Source organism: Pseudochrobactrum sp. AO18b, from assembly GCF_000409565.1.
Lineage (GTDB): Bacteria > Pseudomonadota > Alphaproteobacteria > Rhizobiales > Rhizobiaceae > Pseudochrobactrum > Pseudochrobactrum saccharolyticum.
In genome coordinates, this window is the sequence record NZ_ANNO01000459.1 from 1 (window position 1) to 658 (window position 658).

Here is a 658-nt window from a genome sequence, read left to right on the forward strand (position 1 = left end):
TATATTTCAATTTATCGGAAATCCGGATTCAACATTTCTGGCTCACATGCAGCTTTTGCAGCAGCTTTGCATTCACCAGATTTTCATATTCAGCCGTTTTCAAGTACGCTTTTTTGGCATTATCTGAAATAAAAACTAAATTTTGCGGCAAACTTGCTGAAGCATTATGCAAAGTCAGCTCATGGCTTTCATTGAAATTTGTTGAATGTTTAAATTCGTTCTCAAACGCCCAAAAATCATTAATTGCGTCCGAAAAATTGGGATAAATTTCAATAATAAATTCGCCAAGCTGGCGGTGCGTAATCGCATAAATCTCATGCTGAGAAGTCAATTTCATTCCCCTCAAGCTTCAGCGGTGCGCCCCCGCTAACATGCTCATTGATCCCTTGGTGATCGGGGAGTTAGAATACCGTACTTGACGATCCTCATAGCCTTTAGCTCGTTGAGCCTGTTGCATACGCTACAAGCTCCCCGACCATAAAAGTCAAAGAGTCCGGTGCTGTAACGGCCAACACCAACCGCAAGTAAGGGGATTCTAAGCCCCAAAGCGATGCGTTTTCGCTTCGTCGTGAAAGTTATCCTATTTCAAATTATTTGTCGCCTCGATCGGCATAATTTATTTAGGATTATCAAAAAATGTATGACCGCCGCAGGCGGG

The 658-nt window shown here is 42.4% G+C and carries 1 protein-coding gene; it reads right to left on the bottom strand.

Annotation, left to right across the window (positions count from 1 at the left end; genetic code table 11):
- Positions 1–28: 28 nt before the first annotated feature.
- Complete coding sequence (locus tag A918_RS0117205) at positions 29–337, bottom strand: hypothetical protein (protein ID WP_022712252.1); 309 nt, start codon at positions 335–337, stop codon at positions 29–31.
- Positions 338–658: the final 321 nt, after the last annotated feature.

Excerpts from the sequence above, each read along its gene's own strand:
- A918_RS0117205 (WP_022712252.1), bottom strand. The coding sequence starts at position 337 with ATGAAATTGACTTCTCAGCATGAGATTTATGCGATTACGCACCGCCAG.